This is a genomic window from Mesorhizobium sp. WSM4846 (assembly GCF_055811415.1).
Window position 1 is genome coordinate 24,803 of sequence record NZ_JBVVPZ010000051.1, and the last position, 21,710, is coordinate 46,512.

Annotated in this window: 23 protein-coding genes; 17 read left to right on the top strand and 6 right to left on the bottom strand. The window is 62.5% G+C overall.

The features are described 5' to 3' along the window. Positions 1-34: 34 nt before the first annotated feature. The 5 genes from AC0L15_RS28855 to AC0L15_RS28875 all read right to left on the bottom strand — a co-directional run bounded on the left by AC0L15_RS28855 (position 35) and on the right by AC0L15_RS28875 (position 5,449). Entirely contained in the window at positions 35-1,174 is a 1,140-nt protein-coding gene (locus tag AC0L15_RS28855) for an amino acid ABC transporter permease (protein WP_473497879.1), read from the bottom strand. Between the two features lie 3 nt (positions 1,175-1,177). Continuing rightward, positions 1,178-2,365, bottom strand: coding sequence for an amino acid ABC transporter permease (locus AC0L15_RS28860; RefSeq protein WP_473497881.1), 1,188 nt, complete (start codon positions 2,363-2,365; stop codon positions 1,178-1,180). A gap of 149 nt (positions 2,366-2,514) precedes the next feature. Continuing rightward, positions 2,515-3,528, bottom strand: a complete 1,014-nt coding sequence (locus tag AC0L15_RS28865; RefSeq protein WP_473497904.1) for an amino acid ABC transporter substrate-binding protein — start codon at positions 3,526-3,528, stop codon at positions 2,515-2,517. A gap of 140 nt (positions 3,529-3,668) precedes the next feature. Further along, the gene (locus AC0L15_RS28870) at positions 3,669-4,622 is read right to left on the bottom strand and encodes a LysR family transcriptional regulator (RefSeq protein WP_287305661.1); all 954 of its coding nucleotides are present in this window, start codon (positions 4,620-4,622) and stop codon (positions 3,669-3,671) included. Positions 4,623-4,720: 98 nt separating this feature from the next. Beyond that, positions 4,721-5,449: a Crp/Fnr family transcriptional regulator gene (locus AC0L15_RS28875; RefSeq protein ID WP_473497906.1), complete on the bottom strand. Its 729-nt coding sequence runs from the start codon at positions 5,447-5,449 to the stop codon at positions 4,721-4,723. A 313-nt stretch (positions 5,450-5,762) separates the two neighbouring features. On the opposite strand from AC0L15_RS28875, the gene AC0L15_RS28880 reads away from it, so the two are divergent. The 6 genes from AC0L15_RS28880 to AC0L15_RS28905 all read left to right on the top strand — a co-directional run bounded on the left by AC0L15_RS28880 (position 5,763) and on the right by AC0L15_RS28905 (position 12,391). After that, a complete protein-coding gene (locus AC0L15_RS28880) occupies positions 5,763-6,731 on the top strand; it encodes a GAF domain-containing protein (RefSeq protein WP_473497883.1) in 969 nt (322 codons plus the stop codon). Positions 6,732-6,877: 146 nt separating this feature from the next. After that, positions 6,878-8,395 carry an aldehyde dehydrogenase gene (gene adh, locus AC0L15_RS28885; protein ID WP_287260359.1) on the top strand — a complete coding sequence of 506 codons (1,518 nt, stop codon included), beginning with the start codon at positions 6,878-6,880 and terminating at the stop codon, positions 8,393-8,395. A 58-nt stretch (positions 8,396-8,453) separates the two neighbouring features. Then, a complete protein-coding gene (locus AC0L15_RS28890) occupies positions 8,454-8,792 on the top strand; it encodes a DUF779 domain-containing protein (protein ID WP_023798470.1) in 339 nt (112 codons plus the stop codon). A 409-nt stretch (positions 8,793-9,201) separates the two neighbouring features. Beyond that, positions 9,202-9,651, top strand: a complete 450-nt coding sequence (locus AC0L15_RS28895) for a universal stress protein (protein WP_473497886.1) — start codon at positions 9,202-9,204, stop codon at positions 9,649-9,651. 40 nt (positions 9,652-9,691) lie between these two features. Further along, positions 9,692-10,528 carry a universal stress protein gene (locus AC0L15_RS28900; RefSeq protein WP_473497888.1) on the top strand — a complete coding sequence of 279 codons (837 nt, stop codon included), beginning with the start codon at positions 9,692-9,694 and terminating at the stop codon, positions 10,526-10,528. A gap of 78 nt (positions 10,529-10,606) precedes the next feature. After that, complete coding sequence (locus tag AC0L15_RS28905) at positions 10,607-12,391, top strand: heavy metal translocating P-type ATPase (RefSeq protein WP_245277625.1); 1,785 nt, start codon at positions 10,607-10,609, stop codon at positions 12,389-12,391. Positions 12,392-12,442: 51 nt separating this feature from the next. Here AC0L15_RS28905 and AC0L15_RS28910 read toward each other — a convergent pair whose 3' ends face one another. After that, positions 12,443-12,973, bottom strand: coding sequence for a YcnI family protein (locus tag AC0L15_RS28910; RefSeq protein ID WP_473497890.1), 531 nt, complete (start codon positions 12,971-12,973; stop codon positions 12,443-12,445). Between the two features lie 265 nt (positions 12,974-13,238). Between AC0L15_RS28910 and nirK the strand changes: the two genes are divergently transcribed. From nirK to AC0L15_RS28965, 11 genes are all read left to right on the top strand, one after another. Next, complete coding sequence (gene nirK / locus AC0L15_RS28915; RefSeq protein ID WP_473497892.1) at positions 13,239-14,342, top strand: copper-containing nitrite reductase; 1,104 nt, start codon at positions 13,239-13,241, stop codon at positions 14,340-14,342. Positions 14,343-14,403: 61 nt separating this feature from the next. Beyond that, positions 14,404-14,634, top strand: coding sequence for a hypothetical protein (locus tag AC0L15_RS28920; protein ID WP_473497894.1), 231 nt, complete (start codon positions 14,404-14,406; stop codon positions 14,632-14,634). Continuing rightward, positions 14,613-15,290: an SUMF1/EgtB/PvdO family nonheme iron enzyme gene (locus AC0L15_RS28925; RefSeq protein ID WP_473497896.1), complete on the top strand. Its 678-nt coding sequence runs from the start codon at positions 14,613-14,615 to the stop codon at positions 15,288-15,290. Before AC0L15_RS28920 ends, AC0L15_RS28925 begins: the two co-directional genes overlap by 22 nt. Before the next feature lie 57 nt (positions 15,291-15,347). Continuing rightward, positions 15,348-15,680 carry a hypothetical protein gene (locus AC0L15_RS28930; RefSeq protein WP_473497898.1) on the top strand — a complete coding sequence of 111 codons (333 nt, stop codon included), beginning with the start codon at positions 15,348-15,350 and terminating at the stop codon, positions 15,678-15,680. Further along, positions 15,677-16,090, top strand: a complete 414-nt coding sequence (locus tag AC0L15_RS28935) for a hypothetical protein (protein WP_287239540.1) — start codon at positions 15,677-15,679, stop codon at positions 16,088-16,090. Before AC0L15_RS28930 ends, AC0L15_RS28935 begins: the two co-directional genes overlap by 4 nt. Then, positions 16,090-17,331: an NnrS family protein gene (locus AC0L15_RS28940; protein WP_473497899.1), complete on the top strand. Its 1,242-nt coding sequence runs from the start codon at positions 16,090-16,092 to the stop codon at positions 17,329-17,331. The genes AC0L15_RS28935 and AC0L15_RS28940 overlap by 1 nt, the downstream gene beginning before the upstream one ends. A gap of 150 nt (positions 17,332-17,481) precedes the next feature. Then, positions 17,482-17,679: a periplasmic nitrate reductase, NapE protein gene (napE, locus tag AC0L15_RS28945; RefSeq protein ID WP_023798480.1), complete on the top strand. Its 198-nt coding sequence runs from the start codon at positions 17,482-17,484 to the stop codon at positions 17,677-17,679. A 4-nt stretch (positions 17,680-17,683) separates the two neighbouring features. Further along, a complete protein-coding gene (locus AC0L15_RS28950; protein ID WP_287249177.1) occupies positions 17,684-17,989 on the top strand; it encodes a chaperone NapD in 306 nt (101 codons plus the stop codon). Continuing rightward, on the top strand, positions 17,986-20,487 hold the full coding sequence (gene napA / locus AC0L15_RS28955) for a periplasmic nitrate reductase subunit alpha (RefSeq protein WP_287249178.1): 2,502 nt from the start codon (positions 17,986-17,988) through the stop codon (positions 20,485-20,487). Before AC0L15_RS28950 ends, napA begins: the two co-directional genes overlap by 4 nt. Beyond that, positions 20,460-20,957, top strand: a complete 498-nt coding sequence (locus tag AC0L15_RS28960) for a nitrate reductase cytochrome c-type subunit (protein WP_473478485.1) — start codon at positions 20,460-20,462, stop codon at positions 20,955-20,957. The genes napA and AC0L15_RS28960 overlap by 28 nt, the downstream gene beginning before the upstream one ends. Further along, positions 20,950-21,663, top strand: a complete 714-nt coding sequence (locus tag AC0L15_RS28965; RefSeq protein ID WP_473497902.1) for a NapC/NirT family cytochrome c — start codon at positions 20,950-20,952, stop codon at positions 21,661-21,663. Before AC0L15_RS28960 ends, AC0L15_RS28965 begins: the two co-directional genes overlap by 8 nt. The last annotated feature ends 47 nt before the right edge of the window (positions 21,664-21,710 follow it).

Genomic DNA, 21,710 nt, shown 5'->3' on the forward strand with positions numbered 1-21,710 from the left:
CGCTGCTGAAACTGCCTGTCGCATATTCCGCTTCCTAGCTCTTGTGGCCGCGCGCCAACGCGCGCTCCATCGAGTGCGAGTACCGGGACATTCCGAAGCAGAAGATCCAGTAGACCAGCCCGGCGAAGAGATAGCCGGTCGAAGAGATCGTCGGCCCAGCCCAGTTCGGGTCGACTCGCGCCGTTTCGACGGCTCTCAGGAAGTCCGCAATGCCGACGATCGCTACCAGCGTCGTGTCCTTGAACAGCCCGATGAAAGTAGAGACGATGCCCGGGATAACGATAGTGAGCGCCTGCGGCAGGATGATCAGACGCATCATGGTGAAATAGCTGACGCCGAGCGCGTTTGCCGCCTCATATTGCCCCTTCGGGATCGCCTGAAGGCCTGCGCGGACCACCTCGGCCATGTAGGCGGACGAGAACAGCGCTATTGCAATCAGCGGACGCAGCAGCCGATCAGGCGTCAGATAGTCGGGGACGAAAAGCGGCATCATGAAATTCGCCATGAACAGCACCGTGATGAACGGCACGCCCCTGACGACCTCGATAAAGATCACACACACTGCCCTGACGAAGGGAAGCTCCGATCGTCGGCCAAGCGCGAGAAGCACACCGAGCGGCAGCGAGAAGACGATGCCCACGATCGACATGAGCAGAGTGATGAGCAGCCCACCCCACAAGACGGTATCGATGACCGGCAGATTGAAGGACGCGACACCGCGCAACAACGCGAAGGCGATGACCGGGTAGGTAACAAAGAACAGCAACGCCGCCACGTTGCGCCGCGGCGCCCGTTTCCACAGCAGCCAGACGATCAGCACGGCGCCGATTGCCAGCGTCAGGTCCACCCGCCAGCGTTCGGGCAACGGGTAGGCTCCGTACCGGAGATAGTCGAATTTCTCGACGATGAACGGCCAACAGGCGCCGTCAGGGTTGGCGCGGCATTCTTCCTGTCCGCCGGCCCAGACTGCATCCAGGACTGCAAAACTCACGAATTGATGCAAAAGCCATGCGGCGAGAACTGTGAAGCAGATCGTGAGCACGCCGGAGAACGGTGTCGAGAACAGGTTCTTTCTGATCCAGGTCGCCGGGCTCGGCCGGATTCCAGAAGGCGGTGCCATAGAGGGCAGAAGCGGAGCGCCAACGAGGGGCGGATGCAGGGACTGGCCGCTCATTCATCACCTCTCGACAATCGCGAAACGTTGATTGAAAGCGTTCATGGCCATCGACATGACGAGGGAGATCGCGAGATAGACCGACAGCGTGATCGCCATCACCTGGACGGCGGCGCCGGTTTGGTTGAGCACCGTCCCCGCGAAAATCTGAACGAGGTCGGGGTAGCCGATAAACACGGCGAGTGAGGAATTCTTCGTGAGATTCAGGTACTGGCTGGTCAGGGGCGGTATGATGATGCGCAGTGCCTGGGGAACGATGACCAGGCGAAGCGTTTTGCCCGGCGCAAGCCCGAGCGCATGGGCAGATTCGGTTTGGCCTTTCGGCACAGCCTGGATTCCGCTGCGGACAATTTCCGCGATAAAGGAAGCGGTATAGACGGACAGACCGATCAGAAGAGCGGCGAACTCCGGATAAAGCTGGTGCCCACCCCGGTAATTGAACCCTTTCAACTCTGGCGTCACGAACGACACCGGCGAGCCGGCCAGGAGGAAGACGGTCAGAGGCAGTCCAATCAAGGCAGCGAGGCTGACCCACAGCCCGGGCAACTGCTTTCCGGTGCGGTTCTGCGCGCGCCTGGCGTAGAACCAAAAAGCGACGCAGAAGATGCTGGCCGCCAGGAACGCGAGTCCCACGGTACCTGCTCCTGCGTAGAGCTGGATTTCCGGAATGATGAGACCGCGATTGTTCAGATAAATGCCGCCGGGGAGTTCGATCGACGCCCTCGGCGCAGGCAGCGCTTTCAGGACGGCATTGTACCAGAACAAAAGCTGCAGCAATAACGGGATGTTGCGTATGATCTCGACATACGAAGCCGCGACCTTTGAAACGATCCAGTTCGGTGACAGACGGGCAATGCCGACGACAAAGCCCAAGACTGTGGCCAACACGATCCCAAGCAAGCTAACGTAGAGGGTGTTGACCACACCCACCCAGAACGCTTGGCCGTAGGTGGAGAGCGTGTCGTAGGGGATCAGCGTCTGATTGATGTCGAAGCCGGCGGCCTCGTTCCAGAAGCCGAAAGACAGCGGAATCCCGCGTGCCCTCATGTTCGACGCAGTCTGAACGGCAATGCCCACGGCCAATGCCAGCAGGCTGCCCGCTAGCAAAAGTTGATAGATGAGGCCTCGGACCTTGGCGTCGTGCAGGGACAAGCTCCTGCGCGAGGGCGCGGCGAGCAGCACATCGGACATGACCCTGTTCCTGTGTTGGTGCAGAACTAATGCATGTCGCGCAAAAGTGCGCAGCGGTTTTGCGATAACGACATGCATAAACAAGAACTTAAAGCGTGTCGCATGACTCCATTCAACCCCGACGCGCTTTAAGACGCCGGCGCAATCGCCTAGCGGATCGGCGGGGCGTACTGGAGACCGCCCTCGTTCCAAAGCGCGTTCAGGCCGCGCTCCATCTTGAGCGGCGAGGCTTTGCCGATATTGCGATCGAACACTTCGCCATAGTTGCCAACCTGCTTGATAACGTCCACGGACCAGGTATCGCCAAGCCCGAGATCCTTTCCGAGGCTGCCCTCCGCTCCGAGCAGCCGGCGAATGTTCGGGTTGTCCGACGCCTTCATTTCATCGACATTCTCAGAGGTTACTCCCAATTCTTCGGCAGCGACCATGACAAGGAGCGCCCATTTGGCCACGTTGAGCCAATGATCATCGCCCTGCCGCACGGCAGGCCCAAGTGGCTCCTTGGAGATAAGTTCGGGAAGCACGACGCTGTCGTCGGCCTTCGCCATGCGCTGGCGCGACGCATTCAAGGTGGACGTGTCGGCCGAGAGGACGTCGCAGCGACCTTCGTCGTAGGCCTTTACCACCGCTTCTTCGTCGGCAAACCCGACGGTCGAGTATGTCATCGAATGCGAGCGGAAGTAATCGGCGAGATTCAACTCGGTCGTCGTGCCCTGAGTGACGCAGATGGACGCGCCATCCAGATCTTTGGCCGAACCGATGTTCTCCGCTTTGCGGACCATGAAGCCCTGGCCATCGTAGAAATACGTGCCCGCAAAAAGTATTCCGAGAGACGTGTCGCGGGATGACGTCCAGGTTGCGTTATGTGCGAGTATATCGATTTCGCCCGACTGAAGCGCGGTGAACCGGTCCTTCGGCGTAAGCGGAATGAACCTTACCTTCTGCGCATCGGCCAGAACCGCTGCTGCAACAGCGCGACAATAGTCGACCACGAACCCGGTCCATTTGCCCTCATTGTCTGGAAGGCTAAATCCGGCCGTCGCTGAGTTGGTTCCGCAGGTCAGAACTCCGTTCTTCTTGACATTTTCGATCGTCGCGGCGGACGCGTTGGATACAACGAGCCCTACCGCTGCTCCGACCAGACCCTTGAGAATTGCTTGCATCTTGGTTCCCCTTATTTTTTTGTGGAGCACCAAGGTTGCGCAGGCCTCATTATTGGTCAAATTCATTCTCGTCATGATGACTATGAGGCCTGCTCATACAATGGCTGCACTCGTAATGGTTTCAGCCGTGTGTCTCCTGTTTATTTCTTCTGTTCTCTCTCAGAAACAATTTCTCTCTTTTTAATCTGTGACTCAGAGTAGATGTTTGAGAGAACTTCTTTGAGCCAGATCGTCCCTGGGTCCGTGGCCATTTGCGGATGAAGGAGCAACCACGCGCTCACATTCGGGATCGGCAGCGGCGGCGAAAGCAGCGTCACGTCACTCGCTCTATCAAGGATTTGGAGGATTCCGTCACCACAATGAGCAACAAGTTCGGTGCCTCGCAAAACCCACGGAAGTGCCAGATAATTCGATATCGTCGCGACCACGTTACGCCGCAAACCAAGCTCCTTGAGGGCGGCATCCGCAAGTCCGCTGGAAACGCCATCGGCGGAAACCTGCAAGTGAGACGCTGACAGATATGTCTCCAACGACATCGCCGAACTTGCGATTTGGCTGCCGCTCCAAACTGCGCAGAAGAGACGATCCTGGCCCAGTTCGATCTTCAACAGGCTTGGGTCGTCCTTGATCACTGCTCCAGTCAATGCACAGTCGATCTGTCGAAGATGAACCGAGGACGAGATATCGAGCCCGTTCGCTGGAATAATATTCAACGTGGCACCGGGCGCCTGCCTGGAAAACTCCCGGAGAAGACGGGGTATGATTATCATCGCATGGTAGTCGGTGAGGCCGACACGAAAGTTCCGCCGCGTGGTTGCGGGATCGAAAGTTTGATGGCGATCAATCGAGGCTCGAATCGTTGCCAATCCGGCCGAAATGTCTGGCAGAAGCTCGACCGCCCGCGGGGTCGGCCTCATAACTCCTCCATCGCGCGTGAACAGCTTGTCGCCGAAAAGGTGCCGCAGCCTGGATAAAGAATGGCTGATCGCAGATTGCGTTCTTCCCAATTCGCATGCCGTACGCGTAACGCTTCTTTCGCGCATCATTACGTCGAACACGCGCAGCAAATTCAGGTCGAGGTCATCGAAGCTCATGAGCCGAACAGGCCTTGGTTTTTCATCATGAGGCGAGAACGTCCACGTGGCGTTCGAAAAGGAAATCCTCGTTCCGCTTCTGGCGCCGGTCCATCCGTTCAGCCACAACGCTTCCTGAGTCGCTCGAGATCGGGCACATCGACCTGGGTCACTGAGCTGATTGCAATGACTTTCTCCGCGCGGAGCCTGGACAACTGCCGCGAGACGGTCTCGATCGTCAGCCCGAGGAAATCGGCGACGTCACCGCGCGTGAGAGGCAGAATAAACTTGCGGCCCTTCTGTTCGCTGTCCGCTGAGGGATCGAGGTGCGTGGCGATGAGATAAAGGAAGCTGGCGACCTTCTCGGCAGCTGTCTTTCTCCCCAGTGTGACCATCCATTCGCGGGCTTCATCGAGTTCCCTGAGAGTCTGCTCCATTAACCGACGCTCCAGTTTGGGATTCGCCGCGATCAACCGTTCCAGACCGCTCTGCGACACGCGGCAGAGATCGACGTCGGACGCAGCTTCGGCAGTTACGGCACTGTCAGGCGCGAAAAGTCGCCCGAGGAAATCCGGGGCGAACTGCAGCCCGACGATCTGCTGGCGGCCGTCTTCCAGCACCTTGGTCAGCTTGACTACGCCCCGCATTACATTCGCATAGGACTCGACAGGCATGCCCTCCGCGGCGAGTTCCTCTCCGGCAGAATGCCGCGCCAGGCGCGTGTGACGAGAAAGCGCAACAAGCTCGGCCGAATCGAGCACGCCGCACATTCCCTTGTGCCGAGCCTCGCAGCTCCGGCAAAGCACAGGAATGTCGGAGTTGTGTATGTCCTTGCGGTTCGTGTCCATGGCGCTGTCGTGAATATCGGACACTCCGGCGCCGAATGCCAGCGTGGCGTACACAAGGTTCGCATATTGCCGCAGACGCAGCCGATCCAGAAACTCGTCCGCACGTTTGATCCATGTCAAGAGAGCTCCGGCCCGTTGCCGGATAACGCTGGCGCAAGGGAGGCGCTTGGTTCTTCTGGGCAATTGACAGAGGGTTCGATCGAAGCGGAGATAGCGCTGCCAACGCAACCCCGACGTAACACGTACCTGATCCAGGAACTGAAAGGCCTGATCCAGGAACTGAAAGGAAAGAGTCGGGATTTGGGAGGATAGCATGGGCGAGGCTCTAGCCGGTCATCATGCCGATCGGATACAGGCCGCAATCATTTCAGATGCCGCTGCGAAATCGGCGCTGGTCGCTTCATGGCGACGCTCGTCCAATTTGCATAAACTCGATCCAACCGATCCCAAACCGCCGCGATACCTGACTGAGGCCGAATTTATCGACGCCAGGCAACGCATCGAACCGCTAATCCGAGCCGCCCAATCTAGCCTCGACAGACTCTACCTGGCGGTGGGAGGTGTTGGATGCTGCGTGCTTCTCGCCGACCGTGAGGGCGTGCCGGTCGAACGGCGCGGTGCACCCGCGGATGACGAGACGTTTCACTCCTGGGGGTTGTGGACAGGCTCAGTATGGAACGAGGAGAGCGAAGGCACCAACGGCATCGGCACCTGTCTTGTCGAGCAGCGCGTGCTGACGATCCATCGCGACCAGCATTTTCACACGCGCAACACAGCGCTGAGCTGCATCACCGCGCCCGTCTACGATCACGAGGGAGACCTCGTTGCCGCCCTCGACGTGTCTTCCTGCCGGGCAGATCTAACCGAAGCCTTCGCCAATCTTATTTCGGTGGCCGTAGCCGACGCCGCGCGACGCATCGAGGCGGAGAACTTCAAGATGGCATTCCCGAAGGCGCGCATTCTGCTCGCGCCAATAACCGACAAAGGTTCGGGCGGGCTGGTCGCGGTCGATGCGGACGACCTTGTGGTCGGCGCGACCCGCTCAGCGCGACTGGCGCTGGGAATCACGCAAAAAAGCCTTCGCAAGCCGCTCCCCGCGGCCGATCTGCTTGGCGGGGCGAGGAAGGTCACCGAAGCCCTCGCCGAGGCGGAGCGCGGGGCTCTGCAACGGGTGCTGGCACGGACAGATGGAAATGTCTCGGCCGCGGCCGCAGCACTTGGGATCAGCCGTGCGACGCTCCACCGAAAGCTCAACCGCCTCGATCTCCATAGATCGCACTGATCTTTTCGAATCCCGGCATGACTGTCGCAGTTCTGCGACACGTCCTGCGGGTCCACTGTTCTCACCATCGTGACAGCGAGCGGGCAGATGCGGCAAGACTTTCCGCCGAAGCGCCGCATCCCGCGGCGTTGTTTCGGGAGGTTGATATGAACAAGGTTGAATTCTCACGCTCCGTCAAGGCGCCCTTCGACAGGCGTTACGGCAATTTCATTGGCGGCAAATGGACCGAGCCGCTGTCCGGCAAGTATTTCGAGAATTTCTCGCCGGTAAACGGTCAGCTTCTCTGCGAAGTCGCCCGTTCCGACTCCAAGGATATCGAGGCCGCGCTCGACGCGGCCCATGCTGCCAGGGACGCATGGGGCCGCACCAGCCCGGCCGAACGCGCTTTGATTCTCAATCGCATTGCTGATCGCATGGAGGAGAACCTCGATCTCCTCGCGCGCGCCGAGACCTGGGACAACGGCAAGCCGATCCGTGAGACGACCGCCGCCGATCTGCCGCTGGCCATCGATCACTTCCGCTACTTCGCCGGCGCGATCCGCGCCCAGGAGGGCAGCCTCTCCGAGATCGACCACGACACCGTTGCCTATCACTTCCACGAACCGTTGGGCGTCGTCGGTCAGATCATCCCGTGGAACTTCCCGCTGCTCATGGCGGTATGGAAACTGGCCCCCGCGATCGCGGCCGGCAACTGCGTGGTTCTGAAACCCGCAGAGCAGACCCCGGCGGCGATCATGCTCTGGGCGGACCTCATCGGCGACCTGCTGCCGCCGGGCGTGCTCAACATCGTCAACGGCTTCGGCCTCGAGGCAGGCAAGCCCCTCGCCTCCTCCAACCGGATCGCAAAGATCGCCTTCACCGGCGAGACGACCACTGGCCGGCTGATCATGCAGTACGCCAGCCAGAACCTTATCCCGGTAACGCTCGAACTCGGCGGCAAGTCGCCCAACATCTTCTTCCAGGACGTCACCGCCGAGGACGACGATTTCTTCGACAAGGCGATCGAGGGTTTCGTCATGTTCGCACTCAACCAGGGCGAGGTTTGTACCTGCCCGAGCCGGGCGCTGATCCATGAAAAGATCTACGACCGCTTCATGGAGCGGGCGCTGAAGCGCGTCGAGGCGATCGTCCAGGGCGACCCGCTGGATCCGGCGACGATGATCGGCGCGCAGGCCTCGTCCGAGCAGCTCGAGAAGATCCTGTCCTACATCGACATAGGCAAGCAGGAAGGCGCCGAAGTGCTCACTGGCGGCGCGCGCAACGAGCTGCCGGGCGATCTCGCCGGCGGCTATTACGTCAAGCCGACGGTGTTCAAGGGTCACAACAAGATGCGCATCTTCCAGGAGGAGATCTTCGGGCCGGTGGTTTCGGTGACAACCTTCAAGGACGACGACGAGGCCTTGTCGATCGCCAACGACACGCTCTACGGCCTCGGCGCCGGCATCTGGAGCCGCGACGCCAACCGGCTCTACCGCTTCGGCCGGGCGATCCAGGCGGGCCGCGTCTGGACCAACTGCTACCACGCCTACCCGGCGCACGCGGCGTTTGGCGGCTACAAGCAGTCCGGCATCGGCCGCGAGACCCACAAGATGATGCTCGACCACTACCAGCAGACCAAGAACATGCTGGTCAGCTACAGCCCCAAGAAGCTCGGCTTCTTCTGAGGACTGCCTCACGGGGCGCGGGACGTTCCCGCGCTTCGCTTTCCGGAGGGAGGATGGAATGCACGACAAGGTGAGCGCCACGCCGGCGGCGCTGGAGTTCCTGGCGGAGATCATCGCCGAGCATGGGCCGGTGCTGTTCCACCAGTCGGGCGGCTGCTGCGACGGTTCCTCGCCAATGTGCTACCCCCAGGGTGATTTCGCTCTGGGGGACAGCGACGTATTGCTCGGCGAGATCGGCGGCGCGCCGTTTTACATCGGCGCGGCGCAATACGACGCGTGGAAGCACACCAACCTCGTCATCGATGCTGTGCCCGGACGCGGTGGCATGTTCTCACTCGATAACGGCCGCGAGAGACGGTTCCTGACGCGGTCCACGGTGTGCCACATGGGGATCTGATTTCGAGTATCAGCGGACGTCTATCTGGCGCGCCCTCGCGCCCTCAAGCTGGTTCATGTCTGCGCCGTTGCTTCACGAAATCGACAAAAGCACGAAGCCCGGCCGGCGTCAGACGCTTCGATAGCGAGAAGCGTAATTCTTGAACCCTCGCCTGCCAAGGCAGCAACGCGATAAAACGGCTCGTCGAAAGCGGCTGTCCTCTGGCAGGCGGCCAAGCTCAACCGCTTGAGCACCTCCGGTTCTACTCGAGCGCATCTGCGCAGATTGGGCCGCTTTGATCTCGATCAAGCTGAAAAGAAGGCCCAAAGGTAGAGTTCAAGCCAAGGCCTCGTCCCGGCGTGTCTGTGGACTGGACGCGCCAAGTGCGAGCGTTCCTTGGGCGGAACAGGCAACAGAGGACAAGAAGGCAATGTACAAGCACATCCTGATTTCGACGGACGGCTCCGACGTCGCGCAGAGGGGCGTCGACCATGGGCTTTCGCTTGCCAAGAGCCTCGACGCGAAGGTGACCGTCATCACGGTCACCGAGCCTTTCCCCTTCCATGCGAGCGCGGCCGGCGGCGGCTGGGTCCCGCTTCCCGGGGATATCTCGGGGTATGAAGAGGGGCAGAAGAAGGCTGCGGAGAAACTCCTGGCGACGGTGCGGGAATCGGCCGCCAGGATCGGCGTCAGCGCGGACGTGCTGCACGTGCCCGACTCGAGGCCAGCGGAAGCCATCGTCGAGGCGGCGAAGGCCCAAGAATGCAGCCTGATCGTCATGGCCTCGCACGGCCGGCGCGGCCTCGGGCGCCTGCTGCTGGGCAGCCAGACCTCGGAAGTGCTGGCCCATAGCCCCGTTCCAGTGCTCGTCGTACGCTGAGCGGGATGGAGGAAATTCCTGTCCTGAAGGACTACATCGAATGAAGCTTCGCGCACTTGTGCCCCTACTCACCTATCCGGAACCCCACACGACGGCAGTCGTAGCCAATGCTGTGGCGGTGACGGATCTGCTTGGCGCGGACCTCCACGCGCTGGTGCTAGAAGCTGACATTCCAGAGGTTTCGAACGCGTTCTCCCGCATGCTCATGAATCTGCCGGAAATGATCCGCAACGCCGAGAAACTCAGCGCGAGCAACGGCGCGGAACTGCTGGCCGCGGCCAGGGTTGAGGCGGAAGCCAGAAGCCTGAATCTGACGACTTCCGTGGAGAGGACGCAGGTCGCGCTGCTTGGCGAGGCGGCCGCTCGCCATGCCCGCTATTTCGACATGGCGCTTGTCGGGTGGAACTCCGACAACCCCGGTATCCGCGCGTTGGCGGAGGCCGTTGTCTTCAGCTCCGGCCGCCCGACGATCCTTCTGCCCGATCAGGCGCCGCCCGCCAGTTTTAGCCGGGTGTCGATCGCATGGGATGGCACGCGCGTCGCAGCCCGCGCCGTGTCAGACGCCAGGTTTGTTCTGGAGCGCGCCGTGGAGATGAAGGTTGTCACCGTCACAGACGAAAAGTCAATCGACGAGGCAGATGCGGGGGAGCGGCTCGCGGGAAGTCTGCGCGAAGCCGGGCTGAAAGCCACCTTCTCGGCAGTGCGCGCGGAGGACTGCCCGATTGCAGAAACCCTGCAGCGCCACTCTGCCGTCCTAGGTTCGGATCTGCTGGTGATGGGAGGCTACGGTCACTCACGGCTCAGGGATTTCGTTCTCGGCGGCGCGACCGAAGGCGTCTTGGCGGACCTGAGGATGCCAGTGCTGCTTTCGCATTGACCGCCCTGCTGATGATGGATGCTTACCTTGCCTGATGCGCGGTGGCCGATTCTCTCGTTGAGAGGAGTGCTCCTCGGCGTGGCGCTCAGCGGACTCATGGTCGGCATTACTGGATGGGCGTCCGGCGCAGGCTGGCATCCCTGGCCGTGGGCCGTCGCGACCGCGTTGGTGCTGGCGGCCCTCGCCGTCGAGATCGTCCGCAGTCTGTCGCGCGGCGAAGTCGGGCTTGACCTGGTCGCCGCGCTATCGATGTCGGCCGCGCTCGCGTTCGGCGAGATGTTAGCGGGCAACGTCGTCGCGCTGATGTACGCGGGTGGCCAGTTTCTCGAAGGCTATGCGGCCGGCCGCGCACGCAGGGAGATGACCGCCCTACTCGGTCGCGTGGCCCACAGCGCCATGCGGTACGGCAATGACGGGCTCGACGAAGTCCTCATCCAGGCTATCGTTCCAGGCGACCGGCTCCTCGTTCGCCGCGGCGAAGTGATCCCCGTCGACGGCAGCCTTGCGTCACCTTCTGCCGTCCTGGACGAGTCCGCCTTGACCGGAGAGAGCCTGCCACGCACGAAGTTGCTGGGTGACGAAGTCCTGAGCGGAGCAACCAATGCTGGCGATGCCTTCGATCTCCTTGCGGACAGACCCGCGGCCGAAAGCACCTACGCCAACATCGTCCGGCTTGTAACCAAGGCACAGGAAGGCAAGCCTCCCAGCGTGCGTGCGGCGGATCGCTACGCGGTCTGGTTCCTGCTGCTGACGGTCTTGGCGGCAGGAACTGCCTGGGCCATCTCCGGCGACCCTGTCAGAGTGCTGGCTGTGTTGGTGGTCGCAACGCCGTGCCCGCTCATCCTCGCCCTGCCCGTCGCCATCATCTCCGGCATGTCGCGTGCCGCCAAGCTCGGCGTTCTCGTCAAGGACGGCGGGGCTCTCGAGACCCTTGCGAAGGTCAAGACGGTTATCCTCGACAAAACCGGAACCCTGACGTTCGGCCAAGCCGAGGTGGTCGACGTACGCACCGTCGGGACCTGGTTACCTGACGAGGTCCTGCGGCTCGCCGCCTCGCTCGACCAGGCGTCCGGCCACGTCACGGCAGCGGCGCTGGTGGCGGACGCACGCCGGAAGGGGCTCCCGCTCTCTGCGCCGACGGACGTCAGCGAGGTCGCCGGAACCGGAATCAAAGGGATTGTCGAAAGACGCAGGCTGGTTATCGGCGGCAGCCGCTTCGTCAGGGACGCGATCACGCAGGGCGATCCCCATGGGTTGCGGGAAGGTCTTCCCTGGGGAAGCGCCGTGGTGGCCGTCGGCGTAGACGGCGTCCTGGCCGGGATCATCGCCATGGCTGACGCGATCAGGCCGGAGGCGCCCGCCATGCTCCGGGCGCTGGAGAAGGCTGGGATCGACCGCGTCGTGATCGCCTCCGGCGATCGCCAGGATGTGGTCGACGCCGTGGCTGCCCGGCTCGGGATAGCCAAGGCGGATGGCGAACTGGATCCGGCGCAGAAGGTCGAAGTCGTGACCAGGGAACGCATGCGCGCTCCCGTGCTCATGGCTGGAGACGGCGTGAATGACGCTCCCGCGTTGGCGAGCGCCGACGTGGGCGTGGCGTTGGGCGCGCGCGGCTCCGCCGCCTCGTCGGAAAGCGCCGGAGTCGTCATTCTCGTCGACCGCATCGACAGCCTGGCGTCCGCGGTAGAGGTCGCGCATCGGACCCGCCAAATCGCAACGCAAAGCGTGGTCGCCGGCCTCGGCCTCTCCGTCGTCGGGATGGCTGTGGCTGCGCTCGGCTATCTCCCGCCTGTGGCTGGCGCACTCGTGCAGGAGGGCATAGACGTAGCGGTGATCCTCAACGCCCTGCGTGCCCTCCGGTGATGTTCCGGACTCCTGAGCCACTCGGCCCCAGATTTCCCGCGTTCAGGCGTTTCAGTGCCCCGCGTGTTCGCCGTGAAGCAGTTCCAGACCGGGCGCCGATCGCTCCAGGTCATGAGCTGTCTGGCCCTCGGCCGGAGCCTGGGTCCATTCTGCCCTGTCCGTGCCGCAGACCTGGATCACCGGGAAATAGATCGTTTCGCCCGCCGGGAGGCTTGCGTCGAGAGTCGCCCTGAAGACGAACTCATCATCGTACTCGTCGTCCGCCACGCTTCCGCCGCTCCAGGATAGCTCGGTAACGCCTTCGGCCACCTTCTTGCCGTGCAGATCGTACTCTGCCTTGTACCCCGTCACCGTCTTTTCGATCGTCCATCCGGCCTTGGGCATCGGCTTGACCGCGATAACGCCTTCCGGGATCCGGACCCGGACCTCGTCCGTGGCCTTGCCGTCGCAACTGTGCGGAATCCTTAGAACCGCCTTGTAGGTCGTGCCGACGGCAGCCTGGGCGTTTTCGAACGAAACATGCGCATGGGCCGGTCCGGCCACGATCGCAGCGACCGCCGCAATTATAAGAGGCCTGTACATCTGACTGTCTCCTTTCTTCTCCAGGTCGAATGACCTCTCCAGGTCGAATGACACTCGAATTGCGCGACGGGTTGTTCCGCACGCTTATGGAGCCACTGCATAGCCGCGTTGGCCGTCAGCTATTTGCGCTGCAGCAAACTCCGCAGATACGCCTTCAGGTCGCTCCCCCGAAAATCCATCGGGAGTTTGTTCCAGGACAAACTCCTCTGTCATGGCGGGCGTAGAAGTCGCTCATCGACAACGATGGATCACAAGGAGAACCGAGATGTTCACGCGTCGCCGGGCACTGATGGGAGCAGCGGCCGCCGCCATGCTGGCCGCGATGCCTTCAATGACCGCTTTCGCGAACGAGACCGAGATCGCCGCGCTGCCGCGCGAGCAGGTCACACTCGTCGCACCGCCCTTCGTGCATGCGCACGAACAGGTGGCCAAGAGCGGTCCGAAGGTGGTCGAGTTCACGATGACCATCGAGGAAAAGCCCGTCACTATCGATGACGAAGGCACCGTGCTGCAGGGCATGACCTTCAACGGCTCGATCCCCGGCCCGATGATGGTCGTCCATGAAGGCGATTACGTCGAGTTGAACCTGGTCAACCCCGGCAGCAACTCGATGCCCCACAACATCGACTTCCACGCCGCCACCGGCGCGCTCGGCGGCGGAGCCCTCACGCTCATCAATCCCGGGGAACAGGTGAAGCTGCGTTTCAAGGCAACCCGAACCGGAACCTTCGTCTACCACTGCGCGCCCGAAGGCCCGATGATCCCGTGGCACGTCGTGTCCGGCATGAGCGGGACGATCATGATCCTGCCCCGCAACGGCCTGAAGAACGAGAAGGGCGAGCCGCTCACCTACGACAAGGTCTTCTACATCGGCGAGAACGACTTCTACGTGCCGAGCGACGAGGACGGCAACTTCAAGTCCTACGAGAGCCACGGCGACAGCTACGCCGACACGCTGGAGGTGATGAAACGTCTCGTCCCGTCCCATGTCGTTTTCAACGGCGCCAAGGGCGCCCTGACGGGCGACAACGCCATGGAGACAAAGGTCGGCGAGACGGTCCTGATCGTCCACTCGCAGGCCAACCGCGACACCCGGCCCCACCTGATCGGCGGCCATGGCGACTACGTCTGGGAAGAGGGCAAATTCGCCAACCCGCCCGCCAAGGACCTGGAGACCTGGTTCATCCGCGGCGGATCGGCGGGAGCCGCGCTCTACACCTTCCTCCAGCCGGGCGTCTACGCCTACGTCAACCACAACCTGATCGAAGCGGTCGAACTCGGAGCGACGGCCCACTTCGTCGTCGAGGGCGAATGGAGCGACGACCTGATGAAGCAGGTCGAGGCTCCCGGACCGATCCCGACTCACTGACCGATCAGGCTGGCGGCCCGGACCAAGGGGGATCCGGGCCACGTTCCCATGGAGTATTTCGATGCCCGTCACCATGCTGGAAGCAGCTTTCGGCACCGTCGCCGCGCTGGTCGTGCCGGCGCTCGCCGTCGGATTGCATGCGCCGCTGGAACACGAACGGTCAGTTCCGGTCGCGGCAACCGTCGAGATCGGGGAAAGGATAGTGACTTTCCGGCACCGGGCGAATTCCTGTCAGGCGGTGTTCCTGCACCGGCTCCCGCCAAGCCTATCATGGTCGCCGGCTTCCGGATGATGACGCGGCAGGTCAGCCTCGCCGAGTACGATCGCTGCGTTGCCGCAGGCGCCTGCATGGCGGCCGACGCACGACCTTCTCAGGCAGACGTTCCGGTCACCGGGGTCAACTGGACGGACGCCGACACATATGCTCGCTGGTATTCTGAGGCCACTGGCGAATCCTGGCGGCTTCCGACCGCGCTCGAGGCAGCCGCGGCGGCCGGCGAACGTTTTGGTGGCGAATCCTTCTCCGCAACGGCGGACGACCCCCAAAATCCCGCGGTGCGCTGGATACGGCGATACAAGGAGGAAGCCGCGGCCAGGCGCCCCGCGGATCCAGAGCCGAAGCCCGGCGGCCACTACGGCGTCAACACTCTCGGCGTCGAGGATTTCGGCAGCAACGTCTGGGAATGGACTTCGAGCTGCTACAGCCGCGTCACGCTCGAGGCCAAGAGCGGCCTGCCCGAGACCGTCGTCGAGAACTGCGGCGTACACGTGCTCGAGGGACGGCACCGGGCCTACATGTCCAATTTCGTTCGAGACGGCAGGAGTGGCGGATGCGCCGTGGGCACGCCACCGGAGAATCTGGGATTTCGGCTTGTTCGCGATGAGCCCTTTTGCGGGCCTGCATGCTGGATCAGCGCGCTCTTCTCCAGGGAAAGTTCCCAATCGTGACACAGAAATCAGACGCGTCGAGAATGCTTGCGGCAGCCTCGTCGCGGTTGCTGGAACTTGCCCAACAGGGGCGAAAGTTCCTTTGCCGCGGAGTTGCTGCGCCGCCTCGCCGAGGTGGGGCGTGACGGTGTTGCAACTGAAATCAACGACACCGCGTCCGATCGAACGGGAACGGTGGATCATGCGCCGAGTCCCGCCAAAAACTTCGCTGAAGCGAAGCGGATGCGCGACGCGATCGACGTCGCATTGGCGCTCCTCGATGAGATATTCGAGTTGGCGCCTCGCGAGCCCAAGCAGGCCGTCGCGAGCGACATCGCAGAGATATTCCGCGAGATCTCCGAGATCGCGGCGCTTGGAGAGAGTGCGGCCAGGAAGGCGATTGAGGAATGAAGAAACGCCGTCGCCCCAAGGAGACTACACCAATGGGTACCGATACTGCGCGACGACCGACACTCCCGATCGAATCCCTGACGCGGCCGTCGCTGGTCGAACGCATTCGTCAGGGAGTAGCCGGCGCAGCGCTCGAACGTCAATGCGCCAAGGCCGCGAACGGCATGCCAGATTATGTCGGCTTGGAAGGCGATCTGGTCCAGCGCGCTGGCGGGCTCGCGGACGCCAGAAGGATGCGAGACGCCATCGTGCTCGTCCTCGCGCTTCTCGGGGAACTGGACGAACTCATGCCCGACGAGCCTGATCGCTCCGCGTTCCACGAGATCGCGGATCTGTTTCAAGACGTCTCTGAATTCGCGGCGTTCGGGATGGAGGCCGCAAGACAGGCGGCAGGCGGAGGAAACAGCTGATGTCCGCCGCTACCACGCTAACCGACAGGTCCGTGCTGCGCTCGCTGCGCAAGTCCGGCTACGTTTCCCGTGACGGCCGGGGGCGGGTGTCCTCCATGCCGCCGATCCTCCAGTATGGATTCAGGCCGTTCTTCTTCCTCGCCGCGCTCCACGCCGGCGCGGGGATCCCGGCCTGGCTTTGGATCTATTTTTCCGGCCATGCTTTGCCCGGCCCCTTCCCCGGCCTGCACTGGCACGCCCACGAAATGCTGTTCGGCTATCTGCAGGCCGTCCTGGCCGGCTTCGTGCTCACCGCAATCCCGAACTGGACGGGCCGGTTGCCGCTGAGCGGCTGGCCCCTCGCGGGCCTGGTGACACTGTGGCTGGCCGGGCGCATAGCTTGTGCCGCCGCCCCCGGCCCGGTCGCTGCCGTCGTCGTTGATATTTCGTTCCCGGTCATGCTTGGCTTCGCGGTCTGGCGCGAGGTGGTGGCGGGGCGCAACTGGAAGAACGCGCCCGTGGCTGTCATGATCACGCTGTTCGGGCTGGCCAACGCACTGGACCACGCGGCCAATCTCGGGTTCGTTCCGCATGGCTTGGGCGTGCGGCTGGCACTGGGCGCGATCGCTATGCTGCTTGCCCTTGTCGGTGGCCGCATCGTTCCAAGTTTCACCCGGAACTGGCTTGTCAAGAATGGCGGGACGCGCCTTCCGGCAAGCTTCGGCGCCTTGGACAAGGCGGCGCTGGCGACGACCGCCGCTGGCGCGGCCGCCTGGGTGGCCGTTCCGGATTCAACTGCCGCAGGAGGCATGCTCGGTCTCTCCGGTGTGCTTCTGGCCGCGCGTCTGGCGCGCTGGCAAGGCCGGCACACCACGCGCGAGCCAATCGTGCTGATCCTCCATATCGGCTACGCCTGGCTCGGCTTCGCACTATTGCTGCTCGGTGGCTCCGTGCTGTTTTCAGGGCTACCGGAAAGCGCCGCTCTGCACGCGCTGACAGCCGGCGCGATCGGCACGATGACGCTCGCCGTCATGACCCGCGCCAGCCTCGGCCACACTGGACGGGAGATCGTCGCGGACCGGACCGTTCTCGCAGCCTACATAGCGGTTACATTGGGAGCTGTCCTGCGGGTCGCGGCGCCGTTGGCAGGAGACTGGCACGCGCACTTACTGATCTGCGGCGGTGCGCTGTGGAGTGCCGCCTTCCTGCTGTTCGCCATTCGCTATGCGCCTGTCCTGTGGGGGCGCAGGGCCAGCGCTTGAGATGGGCGGATACTCCGAGCTTCGGCCGGCATAGTTCGAGACGTTGGAGCCTCAGAAAAAAGGTATTGAAAAAGCCACTTAAGACGATAGCCTGTTCAGCGGTCTGACGCTTCACAGTATCTGGCCAAGTCCAAGGCACATGGAGTGGTCATGACCCAGGACAGCCCCCAGGCCCTTTCCGACCCCGGACCTTCGCGTTCGAAGACGAGGCGACGAGAGTTGCTGGCCTTTCTCGCACTCGCTTTCGGCATCTGGCCCATCGTCGCTGTCGGCGTCGTCGGTGGCTACGGCTTCCTGGTCTGGATGTATCAGATCGTGTTCGGGCCGCCCGGCCCTCCGGGAGGGTGAAGCAATGCGCGAAAATCCTGCTATCACCCGCAGATCCCTTCTCAAGGGTGGATTTCAGGCTCGGCATCATATTTCGAGCGCCGTCGTCGTCGTGCTGCCGGCGCGAAGGGAAGAATTGAGCAGGCGACTGGTGGAAATGCCTGGCGTGGAGATTCACGCCGGCGAAGGCAGCCGGATCGTCGTCACGATCGAGGGTCCAGGCAGCGGCATGCTCGGCGAGACCCTGACCACTATCTCGATGATGGACGGCGTGATCGCCGCCAACATGGTCTTCGAGCATATCGAGGGACGGGAGGACGAAAGCAAATGACGTCATCCATCAACCGTCGTGATCTGCTGAAGGCGCACGCGGCGTCGCTCGCGGCAGCGTCGGCCGGGATCGTTCTCCCGGCCGCGGCGCAGCCCGTTCCCGGTGGCGTCGAAGCACTGGAGATCAAGTGGTCCAAGGCTCCCTGCCGCTTCTGCGGCACCGGGTGCGGCGTGATGGTCGGCGTGAAAGACGGACGTGTTGTCGCGACACACGGTGACATGCAGGCCGAAGTCAACCGCGGCCTGAACTGCGTCAAGGGCTATTTTCTCTCCAAGATCATGTATGGCGAAGATCGCCTGACAAGGCCGTTGATGCGCAGGCGCGGCGGCGCCTACGACAAGGACGGCGAGTTCGAGCCCGTCTCCTGGGACGAGGCCCTCGACCTGATGGCGCAGAAGTGCAAGACCGTGCTCCGGGAGAAAGGTCCCGAAGCGGTCGGCATGTTCGGCTCCGGCCAATGGACCGTCTTCGAGGGTTACGCCGCAACCAAGCTGATGCGCGCCGGCTTCCGTTCGAACAATCTCGATCCCAACGCCCGACATTGCATGGCCTCGGCCGCCGTCGCCTTCATGCGCACATTCGGCATGGACGAGCCGATGGGCTGCTACGACGATTTCGAGCACGCCGACGCCTTCGTGCTGTGGGGCTCGAACATGGCCGAGATGCACCCAATCCTGTGGACACGGGTGGCGGACCGCCGGCTCGGCCATCCCCATGTGCGCTGCGCGGTTTTGTCGACCTTCACGCACCGGTCGATGGACCTTGCTGACATCCCGATTGTGTTCAAGCCGGGCACGGATCTGGCGATCCTGAATTACATCGCCAACCACATCATCCTGTCCGGGCGGGTCAACGAAACGTTCGTGCGCGACCACACTGTGTTCATGAGCGGGGCCACCGACATCGGCTACGGGCTGCGGCCGGACAATCCCGTAGAGATGGCTGCCAAGGGTGCGGCGGATCCCGGAAAAACGGAGCCAATCGACTTCGACGCGTTCAAGACGATGATCTCGGACTACACGCTCGAGATGGTCTCGGAACTGTCTGGCGTCGAGCCCGAGTTCCTCGAGGAACTGGCGGAGCTCTATGCCAACCCCGACGTGAAGGTGATGTCGCTGTGGACCATGGGCTTCAACCAGCACGTCCGCGGCGTGTGGGCCAACCAGATGGTCTACAATATCCACCTGTTGACTGGCAAAATCTCGGAGCCTGGCAACAGCCCGTTTTCGCTCACCGGCCAACCGTCGGCCTGCGGCACCGCGCGCGAGGTCGGCACCTTCGCCCACCGCCTCCCCGCCGACATGGTTGTGACCAACCCCGAGCACCGAAAGCACGCCGAGGAGATATGGCGTCTGCCGCACGGCCTCCTGCCGGAGAAGCCCGGCTTCCATGCCGTCCAGCAAGACCGCATGCTGAAGGACGGCAAGCTCAACTTCTACTGGGTCCAGGTCAACAACAACGTTCAGGCCGCACCGAACAATTCGAACGAGACCTATCCGGGCTACCGCAACCCTGACAACTTCATTGTCGTGTCCGATGCCTATCCGACCGTTACCGCGCTCTCGGCGGACGTGATCCTGCCGGCGGCGATGTGGGTGGAAAAGGAAGGAGCATACGGCAATGCCGAGCGCCGCACTCATGTCTGGCACCAACTCGTGGATGCGCCCGGCGAGGCGCGCTCCGATCTTTGGCAGTTGGTCGAATTCTCGAAACGTTTTACCACCGAAGACGTCTGGCCGGCCGACCTCCTGAATGCCAATCCTGACTACAAGGGCAAGACGCTGTTCGACGTGCTGTTCAGGAACGGCATGGTCGACCGCTTCCCATTAGGAGAACTCGACGCCGAGTATGAAAACAGGGAATCGCGCGAATTCGGCTTCTACCTGCAGAAGGGCTTGTTCGAGGAGTATGCCGAATTCGGCCGCGGTCATGGCCACGATCTCGCGCCTTACGACGTCTATCACGAGGTGCGTGGCCTGCGCTGGCCCGTCGTCGACGGCAAGGAGACGAAGTGGCGCTATCGCGAAGGCCTCGACCCCTATGTGAAGCCGGGCGAAGGCGTAAAATTCTACGGCAGGCCAGACGGCAAGGCAGTGATCCTCGCCGTGCCTTACGAGCCTCCGGCGGAATCCCCTGACGAGGAATACGACGTCTGGCTGGTAACTGGACGCGTCCTCGAGCATTGGCATTCGGGATCGATGACGATGCGGGTGCCGGAGCTCTACAGGGCGTTCCCCGGCGCGGTCTGCTTCATGAACGCCGACGACGCGCGACGGCGCGGCATCAACCAGGGAGCCGAGGTCCGGGTCGTTTCACGGCGCGGCGAGATCAGGCTCAGGGTCGAAACCCGGGGGCGTAACCGCATGCCGCGCGGCGTGGTGTTCGTGCCCTGGTTCGACGCCAGCAAGCTCATCAACAAGGTGACGCTCGACGCCACTGATCCCATCTCCAAACAGACGGATTTCAAGAAATGCGCGGTCAAGGTCATGCCCGTCTGACGCGCCGCGCGCGCGTCGCACTTGTCGCCGCAGGCCTGTTCGCCGTCGGCACTGCGGCGTTGGCGCAAATGTCGGCCGAGATCGTCCCGCCGCTTACCGGGGCAGCGCAGCCCATGGACGAACTTCCGGCTGATCCGACGCCCAAGTGGACAGTCGACGATATCAGAAAGATGCGCGCCTATCCCGACCAGCCGCCCGTCATCCCGCACTCGATCGAGGGCTACCAGCTTTCGGTCAACACGAACCGCTGCCTGTCGTGCCACAAGCGCGAGTTCACGCAAGGGTCGGGCGCACCGATGATCAGCGTCACGCATTACATCACCCGCGAGGGCCAGATGTTGGCCGACGTCTCACCCCGACGCTATTTCTGCACCGCCTGTCATGTGCCGCAGGCCGACACCGCGCCGCTCGTCGGCAACACGTTCACCGACATGAGCAAGCTGGGCGTCGGCCACGCGGGAGATGAGTAGCATGTGGTCACGGCTCAAGGCCGCCGCCTTATGGGCCTGGCGCATATTGGCGACGCCCGCCGCGACGCTCAGCCTGGGCTTCCTGACACTCGGCGGCTTTGTCGGCGGTGTGATGTTCTGGGGTGCGTTCAACACCGCCCTGGAACTGACCAACACCGAGCAGTTTTGCATCTCCTGCCATGAGATGGAGACGAACGTTTACGAGGAGCTCACGCGCACCGTCCACTTCTCGAACAGTTCAGGAGTGAGGGCCTCGTGCCCGGACTGTCACGTCCCGCACGAATGGACCGACAAGATCGCCAGGAAAATGCAGGCTTCCAAAGAGGTCTGGGGCAAGATCTTCGGCACCATCAACACCCGCAGGAAGTTCCTCGAATACAGGCGTGAACTGGCTGAGCACGAATGGGCCCGACTGAAAGCGAACGACAGTCTCGAATGCCGCAACTGTCATTCCTCGGTGGCGATGGACTTGTCCAAGCAAACCGAACGCGCGGCAACGATCCACACACGCTACCTCCTGTCTGGCGAGGCTACCTGCATCGACTGCCACAAAGGCATAGCCCACGAGCTGCCGAACATGGAAGGCGTCGATCCCGGCTGGAAAGTTCCCCCCGAATTTGAGGGAGAGGAACTGCCGGCGGCTTCTGTATTCGATCGCCTGGAAAGGACTGCGCGGTGTCCAGTTGATGGATGGGTAACACTTTGAACCGGATACATGGGTTACAGTTTTCCCCCTGTCGTGGGGGGGGGGGG